Raw genomic sequence first — 25,223 nt, forward strand, 5'->3', positions numbered from 1 at the left:
GGGGTCTTAGAATAAACTCGACTCGTCAAATGCTTGCCGGGTCGACGTCGGTCAGCCAAACATTTACTGCGCCTCAAGCCACTGAGGTATTGCTGCAAAGAGGTCCGCGACAAGTCCGTAGTCCGCGACACCGAAAATTGGCGCATCAGGGTCGGAGTTGACAGCGACGATGATTTTCGAATCGCGCATGCCCGCGAGGTGTTGAATTGCGCCAGACAACCCAATCGCGACGTACACGTCGGGCGCGACAACCTTCCCTGTCTGCCCAACCTGGTGGTCGTTCGGAGCAAAGCCGGCGTCGACCGCCGCACGGGAAGCCCCCAGAGCCGCGCCGAGCTTGTCGGCGAGGGGTGTCAAGACACGGTCGTAGTTTTCTTTGCTGCCGAGGCCGCGACCGCCCGAGACGATGATTTTTGCGGACGCCAGGTCCGGCCGGTCGGAGACCTCGCTATGTCGTCCCGTGATTCGCGCACCGCGTTCGTCAGTAACAGCCTCAATCGAAACAACCGCAGCTTCGTTACCTGGATCTTGCGCTGCATGGAATGCTGTCGAACGCACGGTAATGACTTTTACGCCATCAAGCGCTTCGACAGTTGCTATCACATTGCCTGCGTAAGTCGGGCGCTCGAAGGTCGAGGGCCCCTTGACCGCAGTGATATCGGAGAGCTGTGCAACATCCAGTTTCGCCGCAACGCGTGGCGCAACGCTTTTGCCAAAACTCGAGGCACTGAATAGCACGTGCGTGTAGCCGTTCCTGGCTACAGCAAGAACGGTCTTCGCCACACTTTCCGCATTGCGGTCTGAGAGACTGGCGAAAGTCGCTGTCAGAACCTTCGTGACAGGAAGCTGGAAAGCAGACTTCGCCAAATCGTTGGATTGCTCTCCTGCCAGCAGGAGATGAATCTCAGTGTCGGTGTGGCTCGCGATTTCACGCGCCGCTGTCACGGTGTTGAAGGTTGATGGAAGCAGCGTGTCACCCAGGACATCTGCAATAACAAGGATGGACATGACGTTTCTTCCGGATTCAGATTGTTTCGGCACGCAGACGAGACACGAGCGTAACTACATCAGGGACCAGTTCACCCGGCTTGCGGGGTGCGGGCTCTCGCACACTCACCGTGCGCAAACGCGGTGCAATATCTACGCTCAAGCTCATAGCGTCGATTACGTCCAGCTGCTTCTTCTTCGCCTTCATGAGGTTAGGCAACGTAACGTAGCGCGGCTCATTAAGGCGGAGGTCCGCAGTTATGACGGCAGGAAAGCTCGTCTCCACCGTCTCGCGACCGTCGTCAGTTTCTGTTTCAACCACGAGCCGTTCGCCGCAACGTTCAACGAATGAGGCGTACGTCGCTTGCGGTGCATCGAGCAATGCGGCGAGCAGCTGGCCGGTCTGGTTGCAGTCGTCGTCAATGGCCTGCTTGCCGAGGAGAACGAGGCCGACCGCTTCTTTGACGACCAGTTCCTTCAAAATCTTCGCGACGGCCAGCGGCTGCAGTTCGACATTGTCATCGGCACCTGTAAATTGATACACCGTCGGCACTGAGGAATTGATACACCTCGACGAAGGGATAATGGCCGCTTTGAGCGGCGATGATCTCGTACGAGGGATACATGCAGATCAGGATATTGCACAAGCAGGGCAAGAGCCTGCGTGCCATTGCTTGTGAGGTTGGCTGCTCCGTCAACACCGTGAGGAAGTATCTGGCGACGCAGGATGCGCCGACGTTTCGGCCCGCGGCGACTCCGCGCGAGTCGATACTGAAACCGTTCGAAGCCTATCTTCGGAAACGGATCGCGTCAGCGGCACCGGACTGGATTCCAGCGACAGTTCTGTGGCGCGAAATCCAGTCGCAGGGATTCGATGGTGGCGAGAGAATCGTGCGCAAGTTCGTTGCGACATTGCGGCCTGTACCGGCGCCCGATCCTCTCGTGCGATTCGAGACTGCTGCGGGCGATCAGATGCAGGTCGACTGGGTCGAGTTCCGTCGGCGCAAAGGAGCGAATCTGTTCGCATTCGTGGCCACTCTTGGCCATAGCCGCGCGACCTACGTCGAATTCGTTTCCGACATGCGACTCGATACTTTGCTCAGGTGTCACGTCAACTGTTTTAACTGGTTCGGCGGTGTGCCGCGCCGGGCGCTTTTCGACAACATGAAGACCGTTGTCATCGAGCGGGATGCATACGGTCCGAAGCAGCACCGCTTCCAGCCGGGGTTTCTCGACTTCGCCCGGCACTACGGGTTTAAGCCCGAGCTTTGTCGGCCCTATCGCGCGAAGACCAAAGGCAAGGTCGAACGGATGAACGGATATTTGCGCCGCAGTTTCTACGTTCCGCTGGCCGCCCAGTTCAAGGCGGCCAACGTCGAACTGGACGTGACGACCGCCAACACTGAAGTTTGGCGTTGGCTACGCGAAGTTGCGCATGTCCGGATACATGGAACGACCCGCCTGAAGCCAGGCGAGCAACTGCTTGTTGAGCAGAAGGCCTTGCAGAGCGTACCGCCACCGTATCCGTCGCTGTTGCCAGCAACGACACCGGCGAGCGGACAGGAGTTGCGCGAGCGATTCCACGACTGGCTATCTCCGCTACAGCATCCGCTGTCCGTGTACGACCAGCTGATTCGGGTTGCCGCATGAACATCGCACACGAACGAGTGGCGCAGCTATGCGCCCAGCTGAAGCTCACGACCATCGCGGACGCGTTGCCACACCTGGCGCAAAAGGCGATCGCCGACGAGGTGAACCTGACCGAGTTTCTCGAATCGGTACTAAAGGCCGAGCACACAGCGCGGCTCGTCAGACAGCGGGCGACGTTTGCACGCCTGGCAGGCTTCCCGACGATCAAGACCCTCGACGGCTTCGACTTCGCAGCAGCCAGCGGTGTGCCCAGATCTCAGGTCCAGGAGCTGGCAAGTCTGACGTTTCTGGAGCGAAACGAGAACGTCGTATTACTCGGACCGAGTGGCACAGGCAAAACGCACATTGCAATGGCACTTGGTTATGCAGCAACGCAAGCTGGGATCAAGGTGCGCTTCATCACCGCAGCGGACCTGCTGATGATACTGACCACGGCACATCGACAGAATCAGCTGGGAGACGCGCTAAAACGATTCGTCAACCCGTACAGGCTGTTGATCATCGATGAGATCGGATACCTGCCGATGAGCCGTGAGCAGGCCAACCTGTTCTTCCAGGTGATCGCCAAACGATACGAGCGTGGCAGTCTGATCGTGACCAGCAACCTTCCGTTCGGGCAGTGGGACCAGACGTTCGCCGATGACGCAACGCTCACTGCTGCCATGCTCGACCGGCTATTGCATCACGCTCACGTCGTGGCAATCCAGGGCGAGAGCTATCGACTACGCGACAAGCGGCGCGCCGGACTGGTTATGAAGAGATCGACTACAACAAAGGAGAACGCCGCCAGCGGAATGCGGTCGGCACCGCAATAACACTACAACCCGGTGTATCAAATCTGGAGTGCCGATGCCGACAGAAACTGTATCAATTCCTGAGTGCCGTTGACAACATCTGTCTGGACGAGAATTGCCCGGTCGGCGCCCATTGCGAGTGCCGTCCTTAATGCCTCCTGCGATTGAGCTGTTCCGCAGGACACGACCACGACCTCCGAGGCGTCGCCCTTTTCCCTCAGTCTCACCGCAGCTTCGACAGCAATTTCGTCGAAGGGATTTACGGTCATCTTGATGTTTGCCAGGTCCACGCCATCGCCGCGCACGCGTACCTTTACGTTCGGGTCGGGCACACGCTTTACACCTACGAGAATCTTCATTGCTATCGCTTCCTTGATTACTTCGGCGCGCGCATGCGGGCGCCCGTCGGGTCATACGGAACTTGCTGAAGGAGTTTTGCGGGCCGACGTTCGCCGAGCACGTGGACTTCGTAGCTCGTGTCGGCGTTGATAAGTGCCGTTTGGATATAGCCCAGTGCGAGGCTCTTCTTTACCGCATGCCCGTATCCGCCCGATGTAGTGAACCCGACAACCTGCTCACCAATCCAGATAGGTTCGAATCCGCTCGCGTCTGCATCAGTCGCTTCCACTTCGAGCATCACTAGCTTGTGAGTCGGAGTTTCTCCTTGCGCCTGAATCGCGCCATCGCGACCGATGAAATCCGGCTTGGCCAAATCGACAAAATGGCCGAGGTCATTCTGGAATGGCGTGTACTCCGGTGCGAATTCTCGAGACCAGATACCGAAACCTTTCTCGAGACGCATCGAAAGGAGGGCCCACACGCCATATTCACGCAGACCGAGCTCGCTACCGTTTTCGAAGAGTTGCTTGTAGAGCGTGCGTACATACGCGGATTCGCAATAGAGCTCGAACCCGTACTCGCCCGTCAAGGACATGCGTGCCATCATCACGGGTACGGTGCCCGCTTCGGCATTGGTCACGGAGAGCAAAGGTTTCGCCGCGTCGATTGCCGTCTTGCCAACAAGCCGTTCGACAAGCTGGGCCGCCTTTGGACCTGCGACCGCGAGCATCGAAAGCGAGTCGCTTCGGTTTTCGATACGTACCGAGCCGTCGGAGGGCAGATGCGATTCAAACCAGCGCATGTGCCATTCCTGCAGATACCCAGAGCCCGTGATGAGGAATGTCTCCTCCTTCGGCCGTAGAATCGTCAAATCACCCATCAGACGGCCGGATTCGCCAAGCATCGGAGCGAGGCGTGCACGACCTACGGCAGGAATCTTCGATGCGAACATTCGGTCCAGCCACGCATACGCACCTGGACCCGTCACTTCGTACTTGGCGTACCCGCTGGCGTCGAACAGGCCAACGTTCTGGCGCACATTTGCGCATTCTTCAGCGACAACATCGAATGCGTTCGAGCGCTTGAAAGTGGGCGTTTCAAACGCGTCCTCGTCAGGGCGCGCAAACCACATGGGCGTCTCGAGGCCGTAGCTGACGCCAAACACCGCGTTCTTTTCCTGCTGGTATTCGTAGAGCGGCGTGGTGCGCATCGGGCGTCCAGCTGGCCACTGCTCGTTCGGGCGGGCAAGGTAGAAGCGGTGTTCGTAGAACTCTTGCGCCTTCGCGGTAACGAAGTTCTGGGTCAGCTTCGGAAAGCGTGCCACGTCGAAACCGAACACGTTGTCCGACGGTTCGCCGTTAATCATCCACTGAGCGAGCGCGAAGCCCATACCGCCGCCTTGGCTGAATCCCGCCATACATCCGCAAGCGGCCCAGTAATTCTTCTTGCCACGCACAGGACCGACAAGAGGGTTGCCGTCAGGGGTGAAGGTGAACGGACCATTCACTATACGCTTGATGCCAGCGTTGCCGACGCTCGGAAAGCGCTCGAAACCCTTCATCAATTCATTCTCCAGCTTTTCGAGATTCGGCTGAAGCAGGTCAGTTTCACCATAATCCCACGGTGTGCCCGCGAGGGACCAAGGGGTCGAGTTCTTCTCGTAGACGCCGAACAGCACCCCAGAATGCTCCTGGCGCATATAGATTTCCCCGTCGAGGTCGACCATGACGGGAATCTCTTTGCCAAACGATTCGAGTTCCGGAATCGACTCTGTAATCAGATAGTGATGTTCCATCGGGATGAGGGGTAGCTTCACGCCCGCCATCATTCCGACTTCACGCGCCCAGAGACCCGCAGCGTTTACGACGTGCTCTGCGTGAATAATCCCCTTGCCCGTATAGACATTCCAGGTTCCATCGGGCCGCTGCTCGAGACGTTCCACCTTCGTGTGCTGGTGAATCTCGGCACCCTGCTTCTTGGCCGCCCGCGCATAAGCCTGCGTGGCACCGTACGGGTCGAGGTGGCCCTCGTCTGGAGTCCACAGGCCTCCTAGCACTTCTCCAGTTTCTACAAGGGGACAGAGGGCCTTGATTTCGGCCGGTGTGATGAGCTCGCTTTCGATGCCCATGAAGCGATGGCGGCTCCATTCAGTGCGCAGGAACTCCCAGCGCTCGCGCGTAGCAGCAAAAGCGACGCCTCCCGGCACATGCAGACCAACATCCTGGTCGCCGACTTCCTGAATCTCTTTGTACAGGGCGATGGTATATGCCTGCAGGCGGACGACGTTCGGGTCGCTATTGATGGAGTGAAAGCCCGCAGCAGCGTGCCACGTCGAGCCCGCGGTCAGTACCTTGCGCTCAATCAGGGCAACGTCTTTCCAGCCGAACTTGGTCAGGTGATAGAGGACTGAACAGCCGACAACGCCGCCACCGATTACGACAGCCTGATAGTGAGATTTCATTTTTCGTCAGTTCCAATCTAGCGGTCTGCACCCGAGCGAATCGAGCAGGCCAATCAGCGCATCCACCGACGGGTGAATTTCGAGCCTCAAAAGTAGGTAGCCAGAAATCAGGGGGAAACTGAAAAAGTTTGGGGTTGAGCATGAAATTTTTCATGCAAAGAAGAAACCCTTTCAAAGGACTGATACGACGAGACTTTCGCTCGAGCCTTTATCTAACAAGCGGAACGAGGGTAGGGAAACTCCTGACGCCGGCAAGCACTCATCGCGTAGCCCGCTTTTTTGGAATCCAGTAAATTGACGGAAAATTCAACATCCCCGGTGGCATGCAGCGCCCCAGGTCGCACTGAAAAGAGGCTTAAAAGTGGCAACGCAACGCAAGCGGCTACCGCCGCTCAACACCATTGCGGCTTTCGAGGCGTCGGCCCGACTGATGAGCTTTACGCGCGCAGCGGAGGAATTGCACCTGTCGCAGGGGGCCGTGAGTCGGCAGATTCAGGTGCTTGAAGAGCGCATGGGCGTGACGCTGTTCAATCGACGCCACAAGGAAATTCAACTGACACGCGCCGGGCTCATCTTTCAGCAGGCCATCGCGCAAAGCCTGAACTCAATTCGCCGCGCAGTAACGATGATTGAAGCTTTGGACACAAGCACTGTCACCATTGCTGCAAGCAACGCCATGGCCAGTTTCTGGCTTATGCCGGCTATCATAGATTTTCGAAGTCAGCATCCAGACATCGACATTCGGGTTCTGGCGAGTAACTCACCGGTCGACCCGTGGCAGGACCCGGTCGACCTCGCCATCCGTTACGGAGACGGCCATTGGCCCAACGTCACTAAGGTAAAACTCTTCGAGGAAGAGATTTTTCCGGTGTGTGCCCCCGCATACCAACGGGGGCATAAGATTGAGAGCACGGAAGACCTGCTGACATGCGAGCTTATAGAGCTCGACTCCAGCATCTCAGCGTTTAACTCATGGGATACGTGGTTCGAAGAAGCAGGTGTGCAGCCGGGCGTACTGCACAAAAATCTTACCGTATCGAACTATGACCTGGTGTATAGAGCGGCATGTAGTGGAAAAGGTGTGGCTCTTGCATGGTCGTACGGCATTCCGCATGAGGCCCGCGAAACGCTACTCGTGAAGCCACTCGACATTTCCATAAAGACAGGACTGTCCGAATACATCATATACACCGAGAACGAGGAGCTCAGCTCGCCAGCCCGAATCTTTCTTGACTGGTTGATTGACTTCGGCAAGCGGAGCATCTGGAGCTGACTATCAGTATTCGATTATGACGTTCGACAGAGGTATCGAGCAGCAGGAAAGGATGTAGCCTTCCTCGACCTCTTCGTCCGTAATCCCGCCGTTGTGCTGCATATCTACCTCGCCCTCAAGCTTACGGAGTTTGCACGTTCCGCATACCCCAGAGCGGCAGGCATTCGGAATCTTGACGCCGTGCGGTGACGCATGTACCGCATCCAGGATTGTCTTTCCCGGTTCACAGACAACATCGAAGCCAGAATCTGAGAGGCGGACGGTCGCCACGCTTGTGTTTTTGACAACGTGCAACGGCGGCGCTTCGGGCACATTGAAGCTTTCCTGATGAAACCTTGCCGGGGCGCCACCATTGCTTACGAAGGCTTCCCGCATGTCTGCCATGAAGGAGTCTGGCCCGCAACACAGCACCGTACGAGTCGTCCAGTCAGGAACCGTCCTATTCAGCAGGTCCGGGCAAAGCCTGCCTGCCTGACAAGCTTCACTACTCGATCTCGAAGCAAAGAAGTGCGGCACAATCCCGCCCGCCGATGCGCCCATCTCCGTCAACTCTTCGCGAAACAGAATGTCGTCGGGCGTTCGGGAAAACTGCAAAAACTGGATGTCCGAGAACTTACCTTGCGCATGCAGGTGCCGCGCCATCGACATCAGGGGCGTAATCCCAACGCCGCCGGCGATGAACAGAAGTGGCGCACTGGTGGCCTCCGGAAGCACGAAATCGCCTGTGGCCCGGGAGACCTGAATCTTCACGCCGACTTCAAGTGCCTCATGCAGCCACGCCGACACAAGCCCCTCGGGTGAGTGTTTGACCGTGATTTCGAATTCGCCAGGCCCCTGGCTGCCAGGTGCACAAGACACGGTATAACAGCGGTAGATGGTCTCAGCTCCAAGCTCGAGTCCGAGGGTTACATACTGTCCGGCCGCGAAATCGAACCCATGCTCGAGATTAGCGACACGGAAGCGAAACGTCTTGACGTTCCAACTCTCGCGTCGGATACCAAAGCATGTCGCCTCGACGAACGGACTTCCAGTCATATTACGCTGCACTCCACCGGGATAACCCTCGGCGCCGCACGCAGTTCGCTGCGAAGCGTTTCGAGGTACCAGTCAATGAATTCGGACACTCCACTTTCAACTAGCGGTGAGTACGGGCCGGGCTGGTAGCCTTTCGAGTTGATGCCTTGCTGATTTGCCTCAACCAGCTTTTGGTCCTGTGCATTCGTCGCCGTCCAAACTGCAGTAAGGTCATTGAGCGTGTAGTCTTCGCCCTCAACTGCATCTCCGCTGACCAGCCACCAGGTCGTAACTTGAGTTTCAGTGGGGCTCAAGGGGAGTACGCGGAATGCAACCGCATGGTCGGATAACACATGATTCCACGTGTTCGGGAATCGCAGGAGTCGAAGCGAACCGACGTCGGCGTCTCCGTTGGTCCCAAGGAACTTCTTGCAGGCAAGCTCACCGCTCATCGTGAACGACAGACCACGCTCCATCGCGACGCGAACAAGGCGGTAACCCTCGTCGGTTTCGATGGGTTTGTGCGGCAGTCCCGCAGCCGTCCAACGCGCCTCGTCGAGTTCGCACTTAACTGCGTAATCTCCGCCGAAGCGCGGGTCAGTCGGACCATCGAATTCGGAAATAGTCCGCAGCAGTTCCGGGTGGCTGCCTGTGCAGTGATAGCACTCGCGGTTATTCTCCAGGACCAGCTTCCAGTTTCCCTTCTCGACGATAGTCGTCTCGTACGCAATCTTCGCATTGTCGAGACCATGCGGCTGGATGTACGGCGAAACCTTTTCTCTGAATTCCGCGAATGGCGTGGGGTCGTCGGCGAGGGAGATGAAGATGTAGCCTTCGACGGTTTCACAATGTACTGGCCGCAATGAGAATTCGGACGTATCGAATTCGTGCCCCATTTCCTTGGCAAACATCAGTTTGCCGTCGAGCCCATACGTCCACTGGTGATATGGACAGACCAAGGTGCCAGATGAACCCTTCTCACCCGCGCAAATCCGCGAGCCACGGTGTCGACACGTATTGTAAAAGGCGCGAACTGCTTTCGTTCGGTCGCGAACGACCACGATGGAGCTTTTGCCAACCTGGACCGTGAACCAATTGCCCGACTTGGGAATCTGCGCCGTCATACCCGCAAGCAGCCACTGACGTTCCCAGATGAGCTCAAGCTCCCGGTCGAACACGGCTTGGTCCGTGTAGAACGGTTGTGGCAGCGACCGACCGGGCTGACGGGAATCGACGAGTGCAGAAAGTTGCGAATTTGACAGCATGATGGGGCCTGTGTTCGTTTCAGATGTATCGTGGGGAACTGATGTACATGCGAATTTGAATCCCTACGAGAATCCCACGCAAGCGAGAAATCTTGATGCTTTGCATGTCTTTTTAGAGGTCAAGAAAATGCTTCGCCGGAAGCGTTAGTGATGACCGAGAGATTTCGGCAAACTGCGGCGCCCCATCCGTCAAATCAACATGGATAAAGGTTTTCCGCATTTTGCAAGGTGAACCAAATGCTTCCACTTATCCGGACGCGAAATCCGTCAGCGTCGCCAATGCACCGATATGCCATTCAAAAATTCATACATAACTTGCACGGCACACGCGAATTCTAGACGTGATAGATGAACTGCATGCACGCCAACGCAGTCGCTTGGCCCAACACTTCCGGCGTGATGACGTTGGCCAAAGGGGGTATTTGCGAGGCCGCACGCGGCCTCGCATGATGACGCGTGACAGCGCCGGGCGCTGTCGACTGAGACCGTTGATTAGAAGAGGTGGCGCAGCGCTACACGTGCCACGAACTGCTTGTTGCTCGATGAGGAGTTGTCCGCCCCCGTGATATATGCCTGGTCGAGGAACGTGCCCGTCGAACCGGAAACCTTCTGGTAGACACCCTGCACGTAGACATCTGTCCGCTTCGAGATGTTGTAGTCAGCCATCAACCCGAACTGGTTCCAGTTGGGGTGCGAACTACCGTTGCTGCCGTCATAGTGGCCGCGCGTGTAGGTGTACATACCACCAACATAGAAGGCTGTCGTGAAATGGTAGAGCGCGTTGAATTCGAAGTTGTCAAAGGTCAGGGAGCTAACGCTGACGCCCGTCGGAAACGTCCCAGGAGTCAGATACCCGTTGCCCGTCGGATTCTCGAGGCGAACGTGGCTGTACGCAAAGCCAACCGTCGCCCCGGATATGTTGTAGTTGATACCTGCAGTAACTTCACGCTGATGTCCAGCAAAGAAACTACTGTCATTGGTCGCAACAGCACCCGTCGAATTGCCGCCCACATTGTCGATGTCCATGTACGCGACGGCGACCGTGACTGGTCCGCCAGAATAGCTCGCGCCAACACTCATCAGCCGGTTGTTGGCAAATTGCCCAGCCGCGTTACTGAAGCCATAAACGCCGCCGAAGGTGAAGCCGCCCAAATTCGGACTTGCGTACTTCACGGAGTTGCTCACCCGAAACGAGTTATCCGTATTGTCGTTGTCGTAAGGGTGCGCAAAGAGATAGCCAGCCCACGAACCATTTGCGGTCGTGGGGCCGACATAGTCCACCACCGAATCATACTGACGACCCATGGTGAAGGTGCCATAGTTGCTCGAGACCCCGACGAGCGCTTGTCGTCCGAACATCCGGCCGCCCTGATTTGCCCTTCCCGTATTGAGGTCGAACCCATTTTCGAGCGTGAAGATGGCTTTCATCCCCCCGCCGAGGTCCTCTGCGCCTCTCATCCCCCACCGGCTACCGTACGCGTAGCCGGACTGCATTTCGACGTTACTGTGACCGCCGGTGTTGTTCGTGTAGTTCACACCTTCATCGATAACCCCGTAAAGCGTAACCGTCGACTGTGCGAAAGCCGTCGGGGCGGCCGCAAGCGCCAAGGCGAGGATAGTAAGCTGCTTTTTCATTTGTATCTCCGAACATGCACTTAGTGAATGTGGCTACGGGCAGAGCAAAATTCGCTTGGCCTTTGGCCATTGTGAAATGAGGCATGGAGGAGCCTAAGAAGCCGAAATGTGCATCGCAAACCAAAGAAACGAATGCACTGCATTCGTTACGGAATGTATGCGTGGCATAAGGCCTCGTTGGCTCATGCCCACCAAGCGCTGAGTGAAAACACCAGGCCCCAACGAGCGCGTTCACGTGCACGTTGTTGCGGCTTCGCAACTCGCATGCACGACTCCAGCATCGAACCTGAGATTCAAAGGAAGGGAATGCTGAACAACTTGATATGAAAACTGCAGCAGATTTCGGCGGATTTGATGCGTAGAGGCTGCCTGACGGCTCTCACGCCCCGTCAGGCAGAACTGTAAATTATATTTGAACAGCTGGGCTGTGAGCGAGTGCCCTACAACCGCCCGGCGGCAGCGCGCTCCGCCGACTGCAACGTGTTTACCAGCAGCATCGTAATGGTCATCGGACCGACGCCACCTGGGACAGGGGTCACGAAGCCGGCCACTTCACAGACCGACGCATAATCGATATCGCCGCAGAGCTTGCCTTCGTCATTCTTGTTCATTCCCACGTCGACTACGGTTGCGCCAGGCTTGACCATCGCACCCGTCACAACATTCCGTTTTCCAACAGCGGCCACGACAATGTCGGCAGTCTTCGTGTATGCGGTCAGGTCGGGGGTCTTGCTGTGGCAGATAGTGACCGTCGCACCGGCCTCAAGCAGAAGCAGCGCCATCGGCTTCCCGACGATATTTGAGCGACCGATGACGACGGCCTGTTTCCCTGAGACCGGAATTTCATAGGCTTCGAGCAGCTTCATCACACCATATGGCGTGCAGGGTTTAAAGCGGGCGCTGCCCGTCATGAGGGCGCCGGCATTTGCGACATGAAACCCGTCTACATCCTTTTCAGCCGCGATTGCCTCGATTACCTTGTGACTGTCGATATGCCGAGGCAACGGCAGTTGAACGAGAATGCCGTGCACGGTAGGGTCCAGGTTTAGTTCTTGAATCCGATTGAGCAACTGTGCTTCCGTCGTCTCCGCCGGCACGCGGTCGAGTGTGGAACGCAATCCATGCTGCTCGCAAGCCTTGACCTTATTCCTCACATAAACGGCACTCGCTGGGTCATCGCCCACCAAAATCACAGACAACCCTGGTACCACACCTTTGTTCCGAAGCTGCTCTGCTCGAATCGAAACTTCATGCCGCAGGCGGTTCGACACCGCCACACCGTTAATGACCGTTGCCTGACTCATATCCAGCTCCGCATTGTCCGCAATGGGCAGCCGTGCGCTGCCTTGTATCGCTCAAATGTCCATTACTGTACATAAGCAGAAAAGCGCTCCATGCACCATTTTTTTGCATCCATAGGGCCAGAAATCATCCGTTTTGGCGTATTGCAAAGACTCTCGGTGAAGGATAGATTCAATACACACCTGTCCATAAAACATCGTGAAGCACGAGCATAGCTGCCGGCCAGTAGACTGCCCAATTGACTGTCGACGTCTCTTTCTTCGGTGCTGGAAACCTGCGGCGCCCGAGAACGGACTTCACAGAACGCACGTTAACGTTGAGATTTGGGTTCGATACGAAAACGCTTCGGCAAAGACCGACGAACTTAGCGACGTTCTGGATTACAACGTGATGCGCGAAGCTCTTCTCCAGGCGGGACCGCCAGACTCACCGGAATTTATTGACCGGGCCCTTGATGAACTCATGAAATCGCCCATTGAGGCAGCGCACATCGAGCTCGTATGCGAAGGCCCCGGTGAGCCATCGTTCGGCTCGCGCTTCACACGCCGCCAAGGCTGGCGCTGCGCTTTCACGTAGACCGCTTTCACGACCGCCTCCCGTTCAAGGAACAATGAAATGTTTTCTCACGTACAGCCCTATGCTGGCGACCCGATTCTCGGCTTGATGGAAAAATTCGCCTTGGACTCGCGACCGCATAAAGTCAACCTCGGCGTAGGTATCTACTATGACGAGGATGGTCGAGTTCCCGTCTTGCAATCTGTTAGGGCCGCTGCGGCGCGGGTGTTCGAGTCCAACACACCCACTTCCTATCTGCCTATCGAAGGCGACCGAACATATCGGTCATTGGTAACTGGTTTGCTCTTTGGAAAGGAAGTCAGAGCCGATTCCCTTGCCGTCATTCAAACCCTTGGAGGAAGCGGCGCACTGAAAGTTGGTGCGGATTTCCTCCGGTTTCACTTTCCGAACAGTTCCGTGTTCGCCAGTGACCCAACATGGGATAACCACATCGGTATTTTCGAAGGTGCTGGATTCAAGGTTGGTCGGTACCGCTACTACGATTCAGAAACGAAAGGCCTCGACCTTGATGGCATGCTTGAGGACCTCGAGCGTATGGCGGAGCACGATATCGTTCTTCTTCACCCTTGCTGTCACAACCCGACTGGCGTCGATCCGACGCGAGACCATTGGCTCAAAATTCTTGATGTCGTCGAACGGCGTAGGCTCATCCCGTTCGTTGACATCGCCTATCAAGGTTTCGCCGAAAGTCTGGCAGACGACGCATTCGTCGTTCGCGAGCTGACGCGCAGAAACCTTGACTTCCTGGCCAGCAACTCGTTCTCGAAGATTTTCTCCCTGTACGGGGAGCGCTGCGGCGCCTTGACAGTGCATTGTGCAAACGCGAAAGAAGCTGTCAATGTTATCGGGCAACTCAAGTTCACCATCCGCCGTAACTACTCCAGCCCTCCTACTCAGGGGATGAGGCTCATCGCCACCGTACTTTCCGATGGACTACTTCAGCAGCAGTGGGCCGGCGAACTCGAAGGGATGCGTCTTCGCATTTCAGCTATGCGCAAGCGGCTGTACGACACGCTCAGCGAACTCGTACCTTCGAAGAACTTTGAATACCTTGTAGACCAACGCGGAATGTTCGCCTACACAGGGTTGTCAGTGGACCAAGTAGCAACTTTGCAATCCGACTTCGGTGTGTACGCGGTATCGAGTGGTCGAATTTGCGCCGCCGGTCTGAACAACTCGAACGTCGATTACGTCGGCGAGGCCTTTGCCCGAGTCCTTCGATGAGCCGGATGTAGCTACTTCTACTTGTTGTGCGTCGTTTCGCATATAGAGCTTTACGACGTGCAACAGCATTCGAATACATCGGAATGTTTAGTCAGAAGGCTTGTCAGACACGGTGCCATGCTTGGCATGACCTGCGTCCAGCAACATGATTAGCGAAAGCTCGTGGCGACCGGGATGCAGAGCAAGAGAATGACAAAGGCGTCTTGTCTCGTCGTCGACAGGGAGTTAGGCTTGATGCCGCACGCGCCATCCTGATTGAGCAGGGCAGTTTGACTACTACCTAACCGCCATCAAGGAAAACACGATTGTTCGCGAACGCATCGGACTGCGTTACCGCAAAGTGTTGGGCGGCATAAAGGAATAACCTCGAGCGACTACCTACGAGAAAGACGAGACGCGGACCTGCGTCTTTCCTTCTCGGGGTCGCGAACTACTCAGGCTCCTATTCCTTCGCGACGAATTCGTTCAGGCTTCAAATTCTTCCGCTGCGTCAGCTAACCACTCGACGAGAAACCCGGCCATCGATACATCGAAGTACAGGACATATTCGAAGGTCGCTTGGCGCAGCAGCATCGCGGGCAGGCTGGCGAAGCGAGTCGTAACCGCTGCATCAACCGGAAATGCCGCGACGTTGACGTCAATCCCGCATCCTTTCGCGAGGAAGACTACAGCTTCGCTGCCAGATGCGAGGAACGACACTCGTGCGTCAGATACCAGGGTGACGGCGGCGAATTGATTCGCAAGGCTGCTCGTCAGGTTTTGCAGGATAGTTTCCTCGTCCTTCAGGGCACACAGTACCAGCCATTCGTTTGGTCCCACCCACACAAGCCGGGTTGTCCCATTCACGGTCGAACGCTCTGGAAGTGGGAGAGCCACACCCAACGCGGCCTCGATGCTCGCCTTCAACTTTGAGGCTTTTCCATCACCCTGAATCCTGATAAGGCCGTGCAGCGGAATCTCCGCAAGTCGCAACGAAGGCGTAGCAATCGGAAATGTGCGTTTTGTCACGAGGTGGGATGTGACGGTCGAGCGAGCTTGTAGGTTATGCATTGAGACGCTCCCCTTTCGGGTCGTAGTGTGCGGTAGGTACAACGCGGGCAGCAAGGATGCGACCGTTGGAATAGACTCGTACTTCTTGACCAAGTCGGCTCGAGCCGTCTCGCAGGATGCCCAGGCCAATCGACTTGCTCAATGTGGGACTGAGGCAAGACGACGTGACGTAGCCTTCAGAGCGTGACGGTTCTCCCGATGTGTAGTCTTCGACAAAGTGTCCACCGACAGGTAATTGCGTCGATGAGTCGAGACATTCAAGGCCGACGAACTCAAGGCGGCCCGTCTTCTTGTCTTCCGGGCGTTGCATCGAGCGACGGCCAATGAAGTCGTCGCTCTTCTTCTCGACGATTTTTCCCCATCCGATGTCAAGTGCGTTGGAACAACCATCAGTATCCGCGCCGATGTGAAGGTAGCCTTTCTCTGTACGCATTACCTCGAGTGCCTCAACGCCATACGGCGTGATTCCAAGGGGTTCTCCGGTTTTTGCCATGAAGACCCAGAGTGCGCGTCCATATCGGGCAGGAACCGAGATTTCATAGGTCACTTCCCCTGTGAAGCTGGCGCGTAAGATACGTGCGTCCACACCAGCAAACTTTCCCGTCCTGAACTGCATGTGAGCAAACGCGTCGAGTGAAAAGTCGACGTCGGATTTCACCCGCTGCATTACGGCGCGAGCGTTCGGGCCGGAAATCGTGACATTCGCCCACTGGGTGGTGACGTTGTTCACATAGACCTTCAAGTCCGGCCATTCGCATTGGAGATACTCTTCCATCAAGAGAAAGACCCTTCCGGACGCCGCGCTCGTCGTGTGGACAAGATAATGCTCTTCGGCGAGACGCACGACGACACCGTCGTCAACGAGAACACCGTTCTCGTTTGCCAACATGGCGTAACGTGCCGAACCAGGCTTAACCGTCAACAGGTTGTTCACGTACATCCGGTTCAGAAACTTCGCCGCGTCGGGCCCCTTTACTTCGAGCTTTCCGAGCGGCGAGCCGTCAAACATCCCGACGTTGCCCCGGACTGCAGCGACTTCCCGACGCGTTGCCTGATGGATATCCTCGGACCCGCATGGATAGTAGTCTGGACGCTGCCACCCGTAGTCTCCGAACAACGCGTTCAGTGCGCTATGTGCCGCCGCCGCGTGCAAGCTTTGATATGGAGCGTAGAGCTTGCCGACCGTACCTCCGGCAAACGTGCCGAGTGTAACCGGCTGATAAGGGGGCCGGAACCGCGTCGTTCCTACTTTCACAATTGGGCGGCCGCTCAGCTCTGCCATGATGGCGAGAATATTGAAATTGCTCGATTTACCCTGGTCGACGCTCATGCCGCCCGTTGTGTAACGCTTCACGTGCTCGACCGATACGAAGTTTTCTCGCATCGCAAGCTCGACGTCCGAGACCTTCACGTCGTACTGAAAATCAAGCCACTGCCTGTTTGTGCGCTCGCTCTGCGTGTACCAGAACGGTTGGATACGAAGAGAGTCCTCGTCCTCTGCTTGCACACGGGGCGCAAGGCACTCCAGCACTTGCTGAACGCCGAGCTTGCGCAGCGTTTCCGCCGTCGCGGTAGCGGCGGAAGTCAGGCATGCCGCGAGCGAAAACTCACCGTTGGCAGCACCGATTACTCGAACATTCTGCACGCAGGAGTCAGGAACGAGACACATCTGGGCGCTATCGAGTTTCAGCGAACCACCCGCCTGGCTGTATAGATGGATTGTCGGGGTCCACCCACTCGACATCGCGAGCAGGTCACATGACACGGTTTGTGTCGACCCCAAGAGTGCTCCGTCACCGCCATGTTTCGCGAGCTTTATCGCTTTGACTTTACGTCTTCCAACGACATCCGAAATTCCATAGCCAAGGTAATGCTTGATGCCCGCCGCCTTCAGTTTCGCGGTCAGCGCCCCGTCGACCACATCACGCGTATCGACGACAGTGAGAGAGCGCACGCCTACCGAGTGAAGGTCAAATGCAGTCAGGTATGCGTTGTCGTTGTTGGTTGCAATGACCACTTTGTTGCCCGGAGCGACACCATACTGATTTGCATACATCCGAACGGCAGATGCCAGCATTACCCCAGGTCTGTCGTTGTTTGCAAAAACCAGAGGACGTTCAATCGCGCCTGTTGCCAGGATGACTTCACGCGCGCGGATTTTCCAAAGCCGCTCGCGGAGTCGTCCGGATTGACCGGCCGGTCCGAGATGGTTCGTCACACGCTGCTGAGCGGAAACGACGCTTTGCTCGTAGTAGCCGCTCACGTTTGTTCGTGACAGAAGCTGAACGTTTGGCAATTGCTCCAGCTTCGAAACGATAGCGCGGGCCCAGAGCGCGGCAGGGATACCGTCGACCTCGAAACGTTCTCCCAGAACGGAGCCACCGAACTCTTCCGCATCGTCCGCAAGGATAACCCTGAGCCCGGACAAGCCGGCGACATAGGCGGCATGGAGGCCGGCGGGACCACCACCAACGACCAGGACGTCGCAATGAACATTGCGCTTCTGATATTTCTGCGCGTCAGGAACTGTTGGCGATTTTCCGAGGCCGGCAATCGGGCGGACAATTCGCTCATAGAAATGCCAGTTGGGCCAAATCATCGACTTGTAATAGAACGACGCGGGCAACAAGCTCGAAAACTTATCGAGAATGCCCATGACATCGAGGTCCGCACTAGGCCATGCGTTCTGGCTGGTAGCCTTCAGGCCAGGATAGAGCGGCACGAGGGTCGAGCGAACATTCGGTTCGTCGAAGCCTCCTGACTCGAGCTGCACAAGGCCATTGGGCTCCTCGATGCCACGACCCATGATGCCGCGGGGGCGATGCAGCTTGAAACTACGGCCGACAATGCTGATGCCACTTGCGAGCAACGCCGATGCAAGCGTGTCCCCTTTGAGTCCGGTATATCGTTTTCCGTCGAACCAGAATTCAACCGACTGGCGTCGGGTACTTTTGGCCTCGCCGAAGACCGGGACGCGTTCAAATCGCTTCATGAACGTCTCCTTCCTGCTTCAACGCGTAGGGACCGCTGCGTGGAACCTCGTCAAAGGTAAAAACCTTGAGCAGTGCGTGGCTGACCGTGTCGCGCTCGATGCCAAACCATTGGCGGCATCCGAAAGTATGGCGCCAGCGTTCAAGGCTGTGGCCTCGAGCGTTCTCGCGGGTGAAAAGGTAGTCGCCCCATTCCTCGTCACTCAGTTGTGCCGGGTTAGCAGGTCGCACGCGTTGGTAGGGTCCACCGTATGAAAACTCGTCTTCATCGCGCGAGCTTCCGCAGTAGGGGCAAGCAATGCGTAACATAGGTCTTTCCGTTCAGTGTTCGACGCCGGCAGCCGCCGCTTCGTTGACGAAGCGACCCGTGGAGAACCGGTCGAGGCCAAATGGTTCAATGAGAGGATGAGGCCGATCATTGGCCACGGTGTAGGCCATGGTTTCGCCGCCAACTGGTATCGCCTTGAATCCGCCGGTACCCCAGCCTGTGCTCATGAACAGCGATTTGACCGGGGTCTTTCCGAGAATTGGGCTTGAGTCCGGTGAAATGTCGACGACGCCCGCCCACTGGCGCATAAGCTTCAATCGACTAAACGCCGGGAAGAGGTTAAGAGTTGCGCTCAGAGTGTCTTCGAGTGCGGGTAGCGTTCCCCGCTGACCGTATGAAGGGTATGCGTCAGTTCTTCCGCCGATGAGGATTTCACCTCTATCTGACTGGCTCACGTATGCATGCACCGCCGGAGAATTGACGACACCATCGAGGATTGGCTTCACTGGCTCACTTACCATCGCCTGCAACGGCATCGAAATGATGGGGAGCCTGATACCAGCCATGCGCGCAAGAACTGACGAATTCCCTGCGACAGATAGGACCACCTTATCCGCTGCGACGAAACCCTTATTTGTTTCGACACCCTGGATACGATTTGCCCCAATGCGCAAACCAGTGACTTCGCAGTTCTGGACGATGTCGACGCCCATCGCGTCCGCGCCACGCGCGTAGCCCCATGCCACAGCGTCATGTCGCGCGACACCGCCGCGGCGTTGAATGAAACCACCGAGCACCGGGAATCGCGCGTCTTTGCTCAAATCCAATAAAGGCAGATACTCGCGAATCTGCTCGACACTAAGCATTTCGGCGTCAATGCCTTGCAGCTGAATTGAGTTCGACCAGCGGTTGAGCCCGTCAAGCTGGTGCGGTGTATGCGCTAACGTGAGCACGCCGCGCTGGCTGAGCATCACGTTATAGTTGAACTCTTTACTAAGACCTTCGTAAAGCTGCAAGGAGCGCTCGAAGAATCGAGTACTTTCCGGATAGAAGTAGTTCGAGCGAATGGCTGTCGTGTTGCGACCAGTATTGCCGCCGCCCAACCAACCCTTCTCAATTACTGCCACGTTCGTGATGCCGTGATTCTTGGCCAGATAATAGGCAGTCGACAATCCTTGACCGCCACCACCAATGATTACCACGTCGTAGCGACTTTTCGGCTCGCTTGTACGCCACGCCGGGGTCCAGCGGCGATGGCCGCTGAGCGCGTGTTTTGCGAGTGACCAGAAAGAGTATTTTTCCAAGCGAACCTCGACACTGATTACAGGATGACCGTGCGATGGCCGTTCAGGAAAATCCTGCCTTCGCTGAATAGGCGAACTGCATTGGCCAAGGCGACAGCTTCCGTGTCGTGACCCACGAGAACCATGTCTTCGGCCGTGTGGGCATGGTCAATCGTCTTGACCTCTTGCGCGATAATCGGACCTTCATCGAGGTCGCTCGTCACAAAGTGGGCCGTAGCGCCAATCACTTTGACGCCCCGGTCGTAGGCCTGGTGATACGGACGCGCGCCTTTGAATCCGGGCAGGAACGAGTGGTGAATGTTCATAGCGCGCCCTTCGAGCTTGCGGCTCAGGTCGTCAGACAGAATCTGCATGTACCGGGCAAGGACGAGCAACTCTGCACCCGTCGTTGCGAAGAGGTCGAGAATCTGTGTTTCCTGCTGGGGCTTGGTGTCAGGCGTAATCGGCAAGTGGTGAAACGCGATGCCGTACCATTCGACGAGACTGCGACAGTCGTTATGGTTCGAGACAACGCCGACAATGTCGATATGGAGTGCACCTGCGCGCCACTTCGTCAGGAGCAAGTTCAGGCAGTGGTCGTACTTCGACACGGCGATTAGCGCCTTGGGACGGTAAGCCGCTGGACGAATTTCGAACTTCATATCCAGCTCGCTCGCAAGCGATGACATCTTCTGGTTCAACGCCCCGATACCGTCCTTCATCACATGGTCGTCGAAAACCATACGCGCGAAAAACTGCTCCGTCTTCGGGTCGCCGTAGTGCAACGACTCTGTTACATAGGCGCCCTCCTGGAAAAGCAGGGTCGAGACTTTGGCGAGAATACCCAACCGGTCAGGACACTGGAAGGTGAACAGGTAGCTGATAGCGTCGGGGGTCTGCGTCGGTGCGGTCATGATGGCTTACAAGGGCAAAGGTTTGAAGTCGTACATGGGCTAGCGCTAAAAGCAAAGACGGCTGCCAGTCCATCTGGTTGCTGCGAACGGCTCGGTCGCTCACGAGACGCACAGCGTTGCGATGAGCACTCGCCGGGTCCTGCGCCGTCGTCGCTGAGGGCTCCAAGAAACAATAAATATTAAATGTTTCTGACCGACTCAGAGTCGCCGAGTGTTGAGGAAGCGCCAAACCGCGGCGCATTCTCTTGCGGTGCTTGAGGGCAAGTATAGATTGCACCCGCATCAAAAAACAATTAAAAATTATTGTTACTTGTTTGTGGGTTAACCCGACTTTGCCCCCAAGAAGTCCCACCCGCATCCGGTCTGTAATAGACTTCTGCCGCATGCCAATGACTCGTTCGACCGATGAGCACCCTGCCCAAGCCTGAGAAACCTCGCCGCGCACCTGCGCGCCGGACACAAGAAGAACGTAGCGACCACACACGTCGTCGCATCGTGCAGTCCGCCATGCGCCTGTTGCACAAGAAGGGGTTCAAGGCGATGAATCTCCAGGAAATCGCACGTGGAGCCCGTGTGACCCTCGGCGCACTTCAGCATCATTTCGCGAATCGTCAGGTTTTAATGGAGCGACTCATCGACGAGGTGATGGAGCCCCTGTCCGATGATGGAGTTGTCTGGCCGCCGGACGGCCTTCCTTTGGAGGAGCGAGCACGCGAATTTGTCCGCCTCGCCTGGGAGACAATCTATGGCGTCCCGAGCTATATCGCAGCATGGAGCCTGTTTTTTGGCTGTAAGGCGTCGCCAGAGTTGTTTGCCAAGATTGACGCCACGAGGGCCCGTTCCGACCCGGTGTTCTTCGCGCGATTCATATCCTGCTTTCCGGAGATAGGGGCGAACCATCCACATCCTGAGCAATTTGCCGGGTTCGTCTTCGCATCGCTCCGAGGCATGAGCCTCTTCGATCTGTTTGATGTGGCCCAAACGGAGACCGACGGCCAGTTGGAGGTGTTGGTGCGGGTCATCGTTCAAGCCGGGAAAGCCGGCTAACGAGTCAGAGGCCACCCACGGAACTGGGGCGAGCGCCTCGCTGTGACTCGCGCCTACAAGGCAATTCAAACGGCGTATGCAGGCAAGCTGCGCGGCACCGACATCGCCAATTTGCTGGGTATGGTGCCGTTCGCGCTGCGTATGCACGGACGCGGCGCGGCCGAAATCGCCGATGGCGTTGCCGTGCAATGCGCCCGCCTCATGATGCAAACCATGGCGGGATGTATCGGATTTCTCGGCAAAAAACGAGGGTTCGTTCCTCGCGAACCGGGCGAAAGCCTGGCCGCGCATGTGTTGCGCGCAGCGGGCGCAAAGCGTACGCCCGATGCCCTGTTCGCGGTGAATGGCGCACTCACGGTGTTAACCGACAATGAACTCGCCCCTGCCACTTTTGCGGCTCGGGTTGCGGCCTTGACGCACGCCGATCTGTTCAACTGCATAGCGGCAGCGATCGGCTCTCACGTCGGATTCTCCACAGGCACCGCGACAGAGAAGGTTGAAACGGTGCCGCTCCGGGACATTACGTCAACCGATTCGGCCGCACGTCTGCGACTCGTGCGCGAGTATGGTGCCAGCCTGTTCGGTTTCAATCACCCGCTTTATCCCGACGGCGACGCGCGCGCCAATCTCATCCTCGCGCAAGTACGCGCGCTCCGTCAGAGCACGTCAGCAACGGCTCCGACGCTTGAGTTTCTCGCGGTCGTCGAGAAAAAGCTCGGCACACGTACGGGCGTCGCGATCGCGCTGGTTACGCTTGCGCGCGCGCTCGGTTTGCCGGACGGGACGGCAACGGCGTTGTGGATCATCAGTCGAACGGCGGGTTGGGTCGCACACGTTCTGGAACAGCGTGCGCAGGCGCTCCTGCTTCCACCGCACGCAAAATATATTGCCGGGTCGAGACTCTAGTCGTGATCGAATCAAGCCGCCGCCCCGTTCAAAAACTACTCCGCCAATGCAACAATCACGTTCTTCAGACGCGCGAATTCAGGGAGTTCCTCTTCCGATTCTTCGCGGCCGATTCCCGACTGCTTGTAACCGCCGAAAGGTGCGCCGGGGATGTGGATCGAGCAGTTGTTCACCCACACGTAGCCGGCTGCGATGCGCGCCGCGCTGCGGTGCGCCTTGTTCAGGGTGGTCGTCCATACCGATGCCGTGACGCCGACATCGAGCGCATTGAGGGCATCGAACAGTTTCCTCTCGTCGCGCCAACGAATCACCGACAGCACCGGACCGAATATCTCTTCGCGAGCGATCGACATCGATACGTCGACGTCCGCGAAGATGGTCGGCTCGACGAAAAGGCCGCGGGACAGAGACGGATCTGACGACGGCTTGCCACCGCACACCAGCCGTGCGCTCGCGTCCAGAACTCAAACTGATTGCTTACGGCTTCTGACGGCACACGCTCATCGTGTTTCAATATCTCTGCCCCAAAGCGGGTGGACCAGCGCGACGCTCGATTAGCGCTTCCTGCGACGGCGTCTCGGCTAATCATCCACCAGATCGAAATCTTCAAGAACATGCTGCTCGAACCTGTGTTCGAACAGCATGGAATCCGCCCCGTCGACTATTGCAACCTCGCGCTGCTGGAAACCAATAAGGGCGTCACGCAAACTGCCATCGCGGAAACGCTGCGCCCTACGCAGCCCGCCTCACGCGCGCCTGCTCTGCCCACAGCGCCCACGGCCGCCCCGTTTGAGCGGCATTCGCTTCAGTTCCCGCAAGCGCCTCGCCGTCGCTCAGGAATTCGACCTCGCCGCCGAGCGCCAGTGCCTGAGTCTGAATCCTCGCATTGACCTCCCGATACACGACCCGGAAAACCGCCTTCTGCAGATCGCGCCCAACCGTGACGGTTCCGTGCCCGCGCAACAGCACGGCGCTCCCTGCGGCAAAGCCTGCGCCATATAACGTCCCTTTCTGGAATCGCTGATCAGCAAATTCGTGTCGCGGCCGAAATGCTCACGGATCTCGAAGCGTGACGAATCGTTGAGAAACGATGCCATATGAAAGCAGGGCCGCAATTTCACCGACGAAATCGAAAATGGAATGACCGAGGGCGAATGGCTATGAGCGACGGCCGTCACGTCGGGACGCCGGCGATAGGTTTCGGCATGGAGAAAGCGTTCGACATAGACGGCGCGACTGTCGGCATCGACCGGTTCACCGTTGTCATCGTGCAGGATGATGTCGCCCCGCGTGACTCGCGCCGGCGCCATAGAACGGGAAAGCAGAAAAAGTCCGTTGCGTTCGGGATGTCTGACGCTGACATGCCCAAAGCCATCGACTACGCCCTGATCGGCCAGAATGTGATTGGCGGTAACCAGCAGATCGATAGCTTCGTCTACGCTCATACTCACGAGTGCCTCCTATGCACATTTGAAACCAGCCCTTCGTCGCCTCTAGTGGACCAAATTCAGGCAGGAACGGAAGCAGGATCATCGCCGCAGCCTATGTCTGTCGCTTGCTGGAGTTGTCCGTAGCGAGACAGTAAAGTGCCTTCGCATATTCATCAAGATTGAGAAATAAAATCAACATAAGGCAGACATTTTTTTGATTACCGGTCGCGGATCAGGTCCGACGACATGGCGATGCGCTGGTTGCCGCGACCGCCAACCAAAAAAATCTCTGCCTTATGGTTCTTACCCTGGTTCACACGAATAACCATGCGTTTGCTGTCGATATCGGTGACCTTCAGATGCACGACTTCCGACACCCGCAGTCCGGCGGCGTACGCGGTCATCAGGATGGTGCGGTGCTTGAGACTGGCGACCGACTCGAAGAAGGTGGTGATCTCCTCCAGGCTGAGGACGACTGGCAGTCGGAACGGCTTCCTGGGCAAGGGAAAGTCCTCGTCACTCCAGTCGCGTTTGAGCGTCACGCGGTAAAGAAAGCGCAGTGCACCGATCGTTGCGCCGAGACTGGCGGGTGCCAGCTTGCGCTCTTCGAGGAGGTAGACGAGCCAGGCCCGGATCTCGTCGGGACCCAGCAGTTCGGGCGAGCGGCTGAAGTGCCGGGCGAAACTGCGCACCTGAATCAGATAGGACTTCTGGGTATTATCCGCAAGGTTGCGGATCTGCATGTCATGCATGCATGCGCTGGCGCAGTGGTGTCATGGCGAGCCTCCTGGAAGCAGTGGGTAGAATGCCCAACC

At 57.0% G+C, this 25,223-nt stretch carries 20 protein-coding genes and 3 pseudogenes; 6 read left to right on the forward strand and 17 right to left on the reverse strand.

Annotation, left to right across the window (positions count from 1 at the left end):
- Positions 1-63: 63 nt before the first annotated feature.
- Both BM43_RS36780 and BM43_RS39795 read right to left on the reverse strand, forming a co-directional pair.
- Positions 64-1,008, reverse strand: coding sequence for an electron transfer flavoprotein subunit alpha/FixB family protein (locus tag BM43_RS36780; protein WP_036050597.1), 945 nt, complete (start codon positions 1,006-1,008; stop codon positions 64-66).
- 16 nt (positions 1,009-1,024) lie between these two features.
- Positions 1,025-1,510: pseudogene (locus BM43_RS39795) on the reverse strand (electron transfer flavoprotein subunit beta/FixA family protein); the annotation flags it as partial.
- Positions 1,511-1,590: 80 nt separating this feature from the next.
- On the opposite strand from BM43_RS39795, the gene istA reads away from it, so the two are divergent.
- Complete coding sequence (istA, locus tag BM43_RS36795) at positions 1,591-2,637, forward strand: IS21 family transposase (RefSeq protein ID WP_036050476.1); 1,047 nt, start codon at positions 1,591-1,593, stop codon at positions 2,635-2,637.
- Positions 2,634-3,452, forward strand: coding sequence for an IS21-like element helper ATPase IstB (gene istB / locus BM43_RS36800; protein WP_036050473.1), 819 nt, complete (start codon positions 2,634-2,636; stop codon positions 3,450-3,452). Before istA ends, istB begins: the two co-directional genes overlap by 4 nt.
- Positions 3,453-3,529: 77 nt before the next feature.
- Here the strand turns inward: istB and BM43_RS36805 are convergent.
- Both BM43_RS36805 and BM43_RS36810 read right to left on the reverse strand, forming a co-directional pair.
- Positions 3,530-3,790: pseudogene (locus BM43_RS36805) on the reverse strand (electron transfer flavoprotein subunit beta/FixA family protein); the annotation flags it as partial.
- Between the two features lie 17 nt (positions 3,791-3,807).
- Positions 3,808-6,231 (reverse strand): GcvT family protein, encoded by a 2,424-nt coding sequence (locus tag BM43_RS36810; protein ID WP_036050593.1) that lies wholly within the window; start codon positions 6,229-6,231, stop codon positions 3,808-3,810.
- 361 nt (positions 6,232-6,592) lie between these two features.
- On the opposite strand from BM43_RS36810, the gene BM43_RS36815 reads away from it, so the two are divergent.
- Positions 6,593-7,504, forward strand: coding sequence for a LysR substrate-binding domain-containing protein (locus BM43_RS36815; protein WP_127841046.1), 912 nt, complete (start codon positions 6,593-6,595; stop codon positions 7,502-7,504).
- 3 nt (positions 7,505-7,507) lie between these two features.
- On the opposite strand, the gene BM43_RS36820 is transcribed toward BM43_RS36815, so the two are convergent.
- From BM43_RS36820 to folD, 4 genes are all read right to left on the reverse strand, one after another.
- Entirely contained in the window at positions 7,508-8,539 is a 1,032-nt protein-coding gene (locus BM43_RS36820) for a flavin reductase family protein (protein ID WP_042286072.1), read from the reverse strand.
- Positions 8,536-9,783: an aromatic ring-hydroxylating oxygenase subunit alpha gene (locus tag BM43_RS36825; RefSeq protein WP_036050588.1), complete on the reverse strand. Its 1,248-nt coding sequence runs from the start codon at positions 9,781-9,783 to the stop codon at positions 8,536-8,538. Before BM43_RS36825 ends, BM43_RS36820 begins: the two co-directional genes overlap by 4 nt.
- 492 nt (positions 9,784-10,275) lie before the next feature.
- The gene (locus BM43_RS36830; RefSeq protein WP_036050585.1) at positions 10,276-11,418 is read right to left on the reverse strand and encodes a porin; all 1,143 of its coding nucleotides are present in this window, start codon (positions 11,416-11,418) and stop codon (positions 10,276-10,278) included.
- A 440-nt stretch (positions 11,419-11,858) separates the two neighbouring features.
- Entirely contained in the window at positions 11,859-12,722 is an 864-nt protein-coding gene (folD, locus tag BM43_RS36835; protein ID WP_036050583.1) for a bifunctional methylenetetrahydrofolate dehydrogenase/methenyltetrahydrofolate cyclohydrolase FolD, read from the reverse strand.
- A 613-nt stretch (positions 12,723-13,335) separates the two neighbouring features.
- Between folD and BM43_RS36840 the strand changes: the two genes are divergently transcribed.
- A complete protein-coding gene (locus BM43_RS36840; RefSeq protein ID WP_036050579.1) occupies positions 13,336-14,520 on the forward strand; it encodes an amino acid aminotransferase in 1,185 nt (394 codons plus the stop codon).
- A 465-nt stretch (positions 14,521-14,985) separates the two neighbouring features.
- On the opposite strand, the gene BM43_RS36845 is transcribed toward BM43_RS36840, so the two are convergent.
- Genes BM43_RS36845 through purU form a run of 5 tightly spaced genes read right to left on the reverse strand, consistent with a single transcriptional unit; the run spans position 14,986 to position 21,025 of the window.
- Positions 14,986-15,570 (reverse strand): sarcosine oxidase subunit gamma, encoded by a 585-nt coding sequence (locus tag BM43_RS36845; RefSeq protein ID WP_080742195.1) that lies wholly within the window; start codon positions 15,568-15,570, stop codon positions 14,986-14,988.
- On the reverse strand, positions 15,563-18,562 hold the full coding sequence (locus BM43_RS36850; RefSeq protein ID WP_036050573.1) for a sarcosine oxidase subunit alpha family protein: 3,000 nt from the start codon (positions 18,560-18,562) through the stop codon (positions 15,563-15,565). Before BM43_RS36850 ends, BM43_RS36845 begins: the two co-directional genes overlap by 8 nt.
- Positions 18,549-18,869 (reverse strand): sarcosine oxidase subunit delta, encoded by a 321-nt coding sequence (locus BM43_RS39800; protein ID WP_080742196.1) that lies wholly within the window; start codon positions 18,867-18,869, stop codon positions 18,549-18,551. The genes BM43_RS36850 and BM43_RS39800 overlap by 14 nt, the downstream gene beginning before the upstream one ends.
- Before the next feature lie 12 nt (positions 18,870-18,881).
- Positions 18,882-20,132 (reverse strand): sarcosine oxidase subunit beta family protein, encoded by a 1,251-nt coding sequence (locus BM43_RS36855; protein ID WP_036050570.1) that lies wholly within the window; start codon positions 20,130-20,132, stop codon positions 18,882-18,884.
- A 17-nt stretch (positions 20,133-20,149) separates the two neighbouring features.
- The gene (gene purU / locus BM43_RS36860; protein ID WP_036050567.1) at positions 20,150-21,025 is read right to left on the reverse strand and encodes a formyltetrahydrofolate deformylase; all 876 of its coding nucleotides are present in this window, start codon (positions 21,023-21,025) and stop codon (positions 20,150-20,152) included.
- Positions 21,026-21,430: 405 nt separating this feature from the next.
- Between purU and BM43_RS36865 the strand changes: the two genes are divergently transcribed.
- Together BM43_RS36865 and BM43_RS36870 are read left to right on the forward strand one after the other, a co-directional pair.
- Positions 21,431-22,072 carry a TetR/AcrR family transcriptional regulator gene (locus BM43_RS36865; protein ID WP_036050564.1) on the forward strand — a complete coding sequence of 214 codons (642 nt, stop codon included), beginning with the start codon at positions 21,431-21,433 and terminating at the stop codon, positions 22,070-22,072.
- 42 nt (positions 22,073-22,114) lie between these two features.
- Positions 22,115-22,978 carry a citrate/2-methylcitrate synthase gene (locus tag BM43_RS36870; protein ID WP_227742950.1) on the forward strand — a complete coding sequence of 288 codons (864 nt, stop codon included), beginning with the start codon at positions 22,115-22,117 and terminating at the stop codon, positions 22,976-22,978.
- A 35-nt stretch (positions 22,979-23,013) separates the two neighbouring features.
- Here BM43_RS36870 and BM43_RS36875 read toward each other — a convergent pair whose 3' ends face one another.
- The 4 genes and pseudogenes from BM43_RS36875 to BM43_RS36885 form a co-directional block, all read right to left on the reverse strand.
- A complete protein-coding gene (locus BM43_RS36875) occupies positions 23,014-23,439 on the reverse strand; it encodes an aldehyde dehydrogenase family protein (RefSeq protein ID WP_080742197.1) in 426 nt (141 codons plus the stop codon).
- Positions 23,440-23,710: 271 nt separating this feature from the next.
- Entirely contained in the window at positions 23,711-23,947 is a 237-nt protein-coding gene (locus tag BM43_RS42790; protein ID WP_052409251.1) for a class II aldolase/adducin family protein, read from the reverse strand.
- A gap of 140 nt (positions 23,948-24,087) precedes the next feature.
- Positions 24,088-24,423: pseudogene (locus BM43_RS42795) on the reverse strand (class II aldolase/adducin family protein); the annotation flags it as partial.
- 203 nt (positions 24,424-24,626) lie between these two features.
- Positions 24,627-25,151, reverse strand: a complete 525-nt coding sequence (locus tag BM43_RS36885) for a tyrosine-type recombinase/integrase (RefSeq protein ID WP_227742948.1) — start codon at positions 25,149-25,151, stop codon at positions 24,627-24,629.
- Positions 25,152-25,223: the final 72 nt, after the last annotated feature.

The sequence above is a fragment of the Burkholderia gladioli genome (assembly GCF_000959725.1).
GTDB classification, from domain to species: domain Bacteria; phylum Pseudomonadota; class Gammaproteobacteria; order Burkholderiales; family Burkholderiaceae; genus Burkholderia; species Burkholderia gladioli.